7 protein-coding genes, 1 pseudogene and 2 CRISPR repeat arrays are annotated in these 8,035 nt (G+C 44.8%); of the genes and pseudogenes, 5 read left to right on the top strand and 3 right to left on the bottom strand.

Features of this window, described 5'->3' with window-relative positions; translation table 11 throughout:
- Positions 1-138: 138 nt before the first annotated feature.
- Positions 139-554: a CRISPR direct-repeat array (repeat unit 37 nt; unit sequence GCCGCAATTAACCTAACTCCCTATCAGGGATTGAAAC).
- A gap of 115 nt (positions 555-669) precedes the next feature.
- Positions 670-1,737: pseudogene (locus QUA13_RS30605) on the top strand (ISKra4 family transposase).
- Between the two features lie 41 nt (positions 1,738-1,778).
- Positions 1,779-2,269: direct repeats of the CRISPR family, unit length 37 nt; unit sequence GCCGCAATTAACCTAACTCCCTATCAGGGATTGAAAC.
- Between the two features lie 129 nt (positions 2,270-2,398).
- Here the strand turns inward: QUA13_RS30605 and QUA13_RS30600 are convergent.
- The 3 genes from QUA13_RS30600 to QUA13_RS30590 all read right to left on the bottom strand — a co-directional run bounded on the left by QUA13_RS30600 (position 2,399) and on the right by QUA13_RS30590 (position 5,839).
- Positions 2,399-2,803, bottom strand: a complete 405-nt coding sequence (locus tag QUA13_RS30600; RefSeq protein WP_333204619.1) for a hypothetical protein — start codon at positions 2,801-2,803, stop codon at positions 2,399-2,401.
- Between the two features lie 62 nt (positions 2,804-2,865).
- On the bottom strand, positions 2,866-4,455 hold the full coding sequence (locus tag QUA13_RS30595; protein ID WP_333204617.1) for a serine hydrolase: 1,590 nt from the start codon (positions 4,453-4,455) through the stop codon (positions 2,866-2,868).
- Between the two features lie 298 nt (positions 4,456-4,753).
- The gene (locus QUA13_RS30590; protein ID WP_333204615.1) at positions 4,754-5,839 is read right to left on the bottom strand and encodes an RNA methyltransferase; all 1,086 of its coding nucleotides are present in this window, start codon (positions 5,837-5,839) and stop codon (positions 4,754-4,756) included.
- A gap of 86 nt (positions 5,840-5,925) precedes the next feature.
- On the opposite strand from QUA13_RS30590, the gene QUA13_RS30585 reads away from it, so the two are divergent.
- The 4 genes from QUA13_RS30585 (at position 5,926) to QUA13_RS30570 (ending at position 7,702) form a co-directional block, all read left to right on the top strand.
- Positions 5,926-6,081, top strand: coding sequence for a DUF2256 domain-containing protein (locus QUA13_RS30585; RefSeq protein WP_006631540.1), 156 nt, complete (start codon positions 5,926-5,928; stop codon positions 6,079-6,081).
- Positions 6,082-6,145: 64 nt separating this feature from the next.
- Positions 6,146-7,081, top strand: a complete 936-nt coding sequence (locus QUA13_RS30580) for an isoaspartyl peptidase/L-asparaginase (protein WP_333204613.1) — start codon at positions 6,146-6,148, stop codon at positions 7,079-7,081.
- Positions 7,082-7,170: 89 nt separating this feature from the next.
- Positions 7,171-7,353 (top strand): IS1 family transposase, encoded by a 183-nt coding sequence (locus QUA13_RS30575; protein WP_445242761.1) that lies wholly within the window; start codon positions 7,171-7,173, stop codon positions 7,351-7,353.
- A gap of 73 nt (positions 7,354-7,426) precedes the next feature.
- A complete protein-coding gene (locus QUA13_RS30570) occupies positions 7,427-7,702 on the top strand; it encodes a hypothetical protein (RefSeq protein WP_333204611.1) in 276 nt (91 codons plus the stop codon).
- The last annotated feature ends 333 nt before the right edge of the window (positions 7,703-8,035 follow it).

Below are 8,035 nucleotides of genomic sequence, written 5' to 3'. Positions count from 1 at the left end.
TACGGCACTATACTTGATTTACTTTTTGTATATCATATATAGTTTATCACTTGTTCGACCTTAAGTAAACCGTATTGCCCTATCAGGGATTGAAACGAAACAAATATCAGTCAATTAAGTTTTTCGGAATTGCTACTTGCCGCAATTAACCTAACTCCCTATCAGGGATTGAAACCAGTTACAACAAAAACAGCAGGCCGATGATTAGCGTCCACGGGCCGCAATTAACCTAACTCCCTATCAGGGATTGAAACTCAAATGAGAGGTGTAATCTCCTGTGGAATCGGACTATCAAGCCGCAATTAACCTAACTCCCTATCAGGGATTGAAACATAATATCGACTACAGTAAATATTACGCTCAATTGCCGCAATTAACCTAACTCCCTATCAGGGATTGAAACAGGCAAAATTTGATAATTGTAAGTGAATCGAAACAAGCCGCAATTAACCTAACTCCCTATCAGGGATTGAAACATAAGGCAACAACACTGGTGATAATGAAAACAAGCAAAAGAGCCGCAATTAACCTAACTCCCTATCAGGGATTGAAACAGTAAAAATTTAGCACAGGCTTGTTGAAAAGGGTGCATCTCACTTTTGCAAATATATGAAAAAGGGCTAAAATGAAAAAGCTAGTAAAACTGTGAAAAAAGATGAGGTAAAAAAAATGACACCCTCAGACCAACAATGCCTAAAAGCACACTTAAAAGGGGTAGCAGAAATTCTTTACAGAAATACAGATTCAACCGAACTTTCAAATTTTGAAAGTATCGAAAACTCTCTACGTCAAAAAATGTTAAAAGAAGTTGGGCCCGAACTAGGTAGGTTTTTTTTTCAAAAGTATCAGGAATTAAAACAGGAAGACAGCGAACCGTAAAATCATTAGTCGGGTTGCTGAATATTACAGACAATCAGGCGAAATATTTCGGGCTAAAACCTGATAGTCAACTCAGTCCAATGATGGAAAAGTGCGCTCTGATAATCAGCGCCAACGAGTCTTATCAAAAAGGAGAAAAAGATGAGTGAAACATTCACAGGAATCCCAGTTTCTCATAGTACCTTACAGAGATTAGTTCATAGCCAAGAATTTGAATTGCCTACATCTAAACAAGGAGTCCAAGAAATTACCTTAGATGGAGGTAAAGTCAGGCTACGCAACGAAAACAAGGGTGAGCCCTGTTATTGGAAAGATTATAAAGCCGTGTGTTTAGATAATGTTTATTGCGGAGCATTTTTTCAAAGTAATCAAGATTTAATTGATTGGAGTAATAGCCAAAAATTGCTACATCCTATATATTGTATAGGGGATGGTCATCCCGGAATTTGGAACTTGTTTCAAGAAATTGGAGTGACCCAACGAAGACAAGAAATCTTAGATTGGTATCATCTGAAAGAAAATTTGTACAAAGCCGGGGGTTCATTGAAACGATTAAAACAAGCCGAAACTCTGTTATGGTCTGGTCAAGTTAATGAAGTTATCAATTTATTTAAAGAGTTGAAAAGAAAAGGATTTAAAACCTTTTGCAATTATTTAGAGTTCCATCGCAACCGAATAGTTAACTACCGATACTATAAAGAAGAATCTTTAAGTTCTATCGGTTCTGGAACAGTGGAATCAACGATTAAACGGATTGGACTAAGGGTGAAATTATCGGGAGCGCAGTGGAATATCGAGAGTGTTTCCTCTATCCTTTCTCTTCGCTGTGCTTATCTCAATGGTCAACTTTCTACTTGATGTATCTGCAAAAGTGAGATGCACCCGTTGAAAATGACTCAAGCCGCAATTAACCTAACTCCCTATCAGGGATTGAAACCACCAGAAACACGGAAAGAAATTACAGAGGAAGCCATGGCCGCAATTAACCTAACTCCCTATCAGGGATTGAAACATTGCCATCATTGACCGATTCTCCTTCTGGGTCCGCTGAGCCGCAATTAACCTAACTCCCTATCAGGGATTGAAACAATGATTCAAGCTTACTGTAACAGAGTAATCAAGCCGCAATTAACCTAACTCCCTATCAGGGATTGAAACTAACCTTTGCCGCTACTTGTCCGGCTGGCGCTTTCGTTGTCGCCGCAATTAACCTAACTCCCTATCAGGGATTGAAACCCGCTTCCATCCCCACCACCTCCAGGAGTTCGATCAATTCAAGCCGCAATTAACCTAACTCCCTATCAGGGATTGAAACCGAAAATAGAAAAAATAGAGCTAATTCTGCGAGACTTAGCCGGAATTAACTTAAATCCCTATCAGGGATTGAAACATAGCGGGGGTCATTGACCAACTCTATGGAGCGGAACAATCGCTGTTAGATCCCCGACTTCTTAAAAAAGTCAGGGTTCTGGGTGTTCTGTTTTTTGATGGCAATCTACTTAGCTGTTTGCATAACTTTTCAAAATTGAGCTTTCTCGCGAATTCGCCCATTATAATCAACTCTCACCCTTCCATCTTGAGAAACCGTAATAACCGTTTCTACAGTATAGACAGATGTACCGGGTTTGTACCCTTGAAAAGTAAAAGTCCAAGTTCCATCGCCATTGTCAACAAACGGCGATTCGTTAGAAGTACCGTGCATAGAAGCTTCAGCTCGATAGTTGCCTAAACCCCCATTAGCAATTTCTGCTGCTTGACGGGCTAAGTTTTTTGCCCGATTGAGTTCGATATTATTGTTAATCACTGTCACGCCGTCGGTTTCAGATTCAGGAACAGGATTAGCATTACTCAAAGTGGGGGAGACTCCAACGGCTAAAGTTGAGAGCACTACCAGACAAGCAACGCGGATGTTTAGTTTCATCATACAAACTGATTTATAGTTTGATAAAGTCTACAACACTTGCCCGAAAAAACCCGGTTGAATTTTCAATTTTTAATTTTTACTTGTGAATCGGCTGGCGTTTCCTCACCGTTCAAATAGCGGTAACTTATTCGAGAAATATCCCGAATCAATGTTTGAGCTGGCTTCTCCGTTTCCGGTGAATGCTTCACCATCACCGCCACTAAATAACGCTTACCGTTCGGCAAATCCACCATCCCCGCATCCGCAAGCATTGTTTCAATGTTGCCGGTTTTGTGAGCAATAATTGAACCTTCGCCTAAACCTTTCGGCAGCAAAGAAGCGTTTTGAGTTTGGCGCATGATTTGCAAAATACGATCGCGCGATTTCACCGATACCAAATTCCCCCGATCGATCTGGGCTATGATATTAATCAAATCCTGCGGACTGGTAGTATTAGTTCCCTCCAAATCAGGCAAATTATTGCGGAGAACCGTCGCCCTCAAACCCCAACTTGCAAAATGCTGATTCAAAACATCAGCACCTCCCAACAACTCAATCATCATATTTGTCGCCGTATTGTCGCTGACAACAATCATCTTTTGGGCAACTTCCAAAGCCGAATACTTCTTGCCTGGAGTGTCGTCTTGCATCTCCCCAGAACCGCCCACAATGTTTTCGGGCTTCAGCGTCAGCACCTGATCTAACTTCACTTTTCCCTCATCTACTGCTTGGAAAAAAGCTACTAAAATTGGTACTTTAATCGTGCTAGCTGAAGCAAAAGCAGTATCGCCGTTAAAATTTAGGTAGCTTCCAGTATCTAAATCGACTAGAAATACTCCGGCTGTCAAACTAGGATTTTCTGTTGCTAAAACCTGAACTTGCGTTTTCAAAGCGCCTAATTCTTGATTCAGTTGCAGCACTTCTCCGGTCACCGGTGCAGCAGATGCGCTGTCGCCTGCATCTGGGTTTTTTTGCCCTGTGGTGGTTTGTTCTTCTGCTGCTACAGACGATCGGCTCACAGCATTGACCACAGACAGCAGCGTCCCACAAATCACCGCAATTCCAACTCCCAAAATCACCAAGCGAGTAGCGTACACCAACGGCGGCACGCTCTGAGGTGCAGAGCGTTTCCCCGGTCTCTGGCTCGCTTGCGGACGCGGTTTCGAGACGGGGGCTTTTTTGGCATTTGGGGGTATTACCGTGTCGGGAATGCGCACTGGGGGCGAACTGGGGCGACTTCCACGGGTTGCAGGGGGATCGGCTGTTGGGATCTGGCTGTTGGGATTGCTGGCGATCGAACTGACAGTTTCCCGATTCGGCTCGGGAAAATCGAACATATCGACAGCAGCGAGACCTTTTTTGCCTGCTTGGCGAGTCTTCGACGGGGGAATTTTGCTGGTTCTGGGTTTTCTCGGGTTAATGGCAGATCTGGGATCGGATAAAAAGTCTTGTGCAGTCAATTCTTCCGAAGGTTCGGGAGAATTGGCTCTAGTTCTGCTGCCGCGGCTTGGTTGCGGTGGCAAAGTCGAAGGTTCTGGCGAGGGTTCTCGAATTTCGGAATTGCCGTTTTGCGGTTGCAGAGGGCGGCGGCGACCCGAGTTGCCAGACTGACTTGCTTTGCCGGACTTAGGCTGCTTTGAGCCGGAGTTGGGAGAGGATATCGAGGATATCACCGATAATATCGATCCTTTAGGAAACCGCTCTGCCACGTCTTACTCCTTCATCACTACTGTAAAGTTCAAGTTTAAGATTTTTCAGCTTGCCAGCCAATCAATTTTAGATTTTAGATTTTAGATTTTAGATTTTCCCCAGACGCTGCCTGGTATCAGCAACCGGGTTTATTGCTCGCAAATTATCCCAAAGCTTAGGCTTTTAGTCAAGAAACCCTGTTATGAAGGTGAAAAATGGGTGCAGAAAAGTTATCTGTGAAAAAAATCCTCAATCTCACATCCCCAATTATCAGCATTTCTCCTAGCTATCCGTTGGATTTTCTGGCAACGCCCCATCCAGAGTATCAGAAACTGTCTCTCGCCGGTAAGTTTTGATTGCCCATTCTGTTTGGCGGAGGACGCCCCGCAGCATGGCGACTTCATCAACTGTCGGATAAGCCCTGTTGTACAAACGCCGAAATTTTTCCATCCGGCTTGCTGCTGTGTGCTGCTGCAAATATCCTATTTTGAGTAACAGCGTTTCTAGTTGCTGGTAATATCCCTCTAAATTTTCCAAGGGAGCACTGGTGAGCGGAGGAGAGGGATTTTCTGTCTGGCTGGTTGCAAGTTGTTCTGGGTAACAAGTTGATAAATTATCTGTTGCATCGGGTATTGAAGAGGCAGAGCCTCTGGATATGGGTTCCCAGGCTGAGCCTGGGAACGAGGCATCTTCTTCTTCCTTCCCTCTTCCCTCTTCCTTTTTCCCTCTTCCTTCTTCCCTCTTCCCTCTTCCTTCTTCCCTCTTCCTTCTTCCTTCTTCCCTCTTCCTTCTTCCTTCTTCCCTCTTCCTGACATCCGTTACATCCGTTACATCCGTTACAGAATCCGTTGCCGAACTTCCTTCTTCCCTCTTCCTTCTTCCTTCTTCCCGATACAGTTCGTAGCAGGAGATAGCGACTGCTTGGGCGAGATTTAGGGAAGTGTAGGCGTCACTGGAGGGAATGCGGATCAGGCGCTGAGCGCGGTTTAATTCGGCATTGGTCAAGCCGCAGTCTTCTCGACCGAAAATTAGGGCGCTGGGGGCTTCTAGGAGCCAAGGCAAGGCGTCTGCAGGCTGTTCTAGCTGTGTTGGCAACGATCGACTATCGTCTCCTGTAGTCGCGATCGCTCTGACACACCCAACCAAAGCGGCCGGCAAACTATCAACTACTTTGGCAGTTTCCAATATATCGGCGGCGCGAACTGCCATCAGTCGGGCTTCTTCCCCTAAATAATCGCATTGGGGATTTACCAAAATTAATTGGTGCAAACCCATATTTTTCATGACGCGGGCCACAGAACCGACATTCAATGGGCCTGCGGGTTCTACTAAGACTATTCTGATTTTGGCTAATGCCGTTTCGAGCATTTTTATTTGGGGAGGTGTTAGGCAGAAATGGATTGTTTTGTTTGTTTTGATTAAAATTTAATCATTAATGTAATGTCCAAATTAGCATGGCAAAGCAGCGATCGAAATCTGATTTACCGACAAAAATGTGCCCGGTGTGCGATCGACCTTTTACTTGGCGCAAAAAATGGGCGGACTGCTGGGATGAGGTCAAATACTGCTCCGAACGTTGTCGTCGCCGCCGTTTGGCGGCTCAAGATTAAGAATTTAGGGTAATTTGCTCGATCGAGGCTAAGATTGCAAAGGAAAAATTTTAGGTTAAAAAATATGGCATCGCAACAAGTGCAACCAAAGCTAGTTATTCACGGCGGTGCCGGCAGTTCTCTACACAGTAAAGGCGGAATTGAGGCGGTGCGGAAATCGCTTTACGATGTTTTGGAGGAAGTTTATCCGCTGCTAAAAGACGGTGCAAGTGCCGTAGATGCAGTGGTGCGGGGCTGCCAATTGCTGGAAGATGACCCGCGATTCAATGCCGGTACAGGTTCTGTGGTGCAGTCGGACGGTCAAATTCGGATGAGTGCTTCGCTGATGGACGGTTTGATGCAGCGTTTCAGCGGGGCGATTAATGTTTCTCGCGTTCAACATCCGATCGAACTTGCTCAATTTTTGCAGAATTCGGACGATCGGGTTCTCTCTGATTTTGGTTCGGCGGAATTGCTGCGAGAACTTCAATTGCCGATTTACGATCCGATGACGGATTTGCGCTTGCACGAGTGGATGCAGGAACGCCAAGGCAATTTTAGCAAAGCAATGGCTGACGTGGTGGCGGAACCGGCGGGTATGGGTACGATCGGAGTTGTTGCTTTGGATGTTCACGGACGCTTGGCTGCTGGGACTTCGACTGGTGGCAAGGGTTTTGAGCGCATCGGGCGGGTTAGCGACTCGGCGATGCCGGCAGGAAATTACGCGACTGGAAATGCGGCGGTAAGCTGTACGGGGATTGGCGAACACATTATGGACGAGTGTTTGGCTGCGCGGATTGTGATTCGGGTAACGGATGGTTTGAGTTTGAAAGCTGCTTTTGAGCGTTCTTTTGCTGAAGCTGACGATCGTCAACGGGATTTTGGCGCAATTGGAATTGATGCTAGCGGTGCGATCGCTTTCGGCAAAACTAGCGAGGTGATTTTGGGTGCTTTTCACAACGGTCTGGAAATGGGCGATACTTTGGAAATGAGCAAGGGAACGCTGATTTTTATTGCTTAAAAATGGTTTTAGATCGGTGATTTTGATCCCGACTTCTTCAAGAAGTCGGGGATGTCGATCGGCGTTAGTTTTACTAATTCCGAAAAGCAGTGGGCAAGGAAACTGGAAAGACCAGCTATATTGAACGGTTTAACAACACATGGAGACAACGAGTGTCGCCCTTGGCGAGCAAAATATTGTCATTTTCTCGCTCGTTGGAAAACCACATTGGTGGGATTGGGGATTTTATCGATCGTGACAACGCATCGTTAGGGACTTCTGCTGCTTCCTAAAAACCTCGACTTTTCTCCATTCTTTACGAAATACCACTACTAAATGTACCTCTTTGATAAGACTTTTGGCAAAATGACCATTAAACGGTTATGGGGTTTGTCGCTTAAGGATGTTACCGAATGCTCAACTCGCGAGATTCGTGCGGTAGAATTAGACGAAATAGCAGATAGCGAGGGAAATCGTAGCTACTATGTTGATTTGTTGATGTTGGAGGGCGATCGCATATGTTTAAGAAGCCATTCACCAACAGAAGAATACAAAATGGCTGACTTGATTCGCAGCGATATCTCTACCCCCGATCGTCGCACGCTTAGCAATATATTTGCCGTGCAAGTCCGTGAACCGTAGCTATCCCGTAGGGAATCGCCCAAATCAATAACTAACGATAGTTAGGTAGGCACAAATAAATTTTACAATGTAACAGAATGTAAACCTCGTTTCACCTTGGCGATTACTTTCCTTCGGCTCGCGAAAGCTAATGTTTGACTCGCAATAACATAATTAATAAATTTTTAAGATTTATCTACTTTAAATCACGGAAAGCTATCTCAAACCCAGCCGCAAGTAAACTCGCGACATTTGTTGTTCCCGAGACATTTTAGTGCTAATACCAATTTACTATGAAGTTGCACTTAATATAGCTTCAAGGATATAGTCCCAACCACAGAGGGATAAAACTTC

The organism is Microcoleus sp. S28C3, assembly GCF_036700785.1.
In the GTDB taxonomy this organism is placed as follows: Bacteria; Cyanobacteriota; Cyanobacteriia; order Cyanobacteriales; family Microcoleaceae; genus Microcoleus; species Microcoleus asticus.
Note: the sequence above shows the minus strand (reverse complement) of the source record. Positions and strands in the feature narration are given on the sequence as shown.

Bases quoted from the DNA above. Each gene is read 5' to 3' on its own strand.
- QUA13_RS30600 (WP_333204619.1), bottom strand. From the start codon at position 2,803: ATGATGAAACTAAACATCCGCGTTGCTTGTCTGGTAGTGCTCTCAACT.
- QUA13_RS30590 (WP_333204615.1), bottom strand. From the start codon at position 5,839: ATGCTCGAAACGGCATTAGCCAAAATCAGAATAGTCTTAGTAGAACCC.
- QUA13_RS30585 (WP_006631540.1), top strand. From the start codon at position 5,926: ATGGCAAAGCAGCGATCGAAATCTGATTTACCGACAAAAATGTGCCCG.
- QUA13_RS30580 (WP_333204613.1), top strand. From the start codon at position 6,146: ATGGCATCGCAACAAGTGCAACCAAAGCTAGTTATTCACGGCGGTGCC.
- QUA13_RS30570 (WP_333204611.1), top strand. From the start codon at position 7,427: ATGACCATTAAACGGTTATGGGGTTTGTCGCTTAAGGATGTTACCGAA.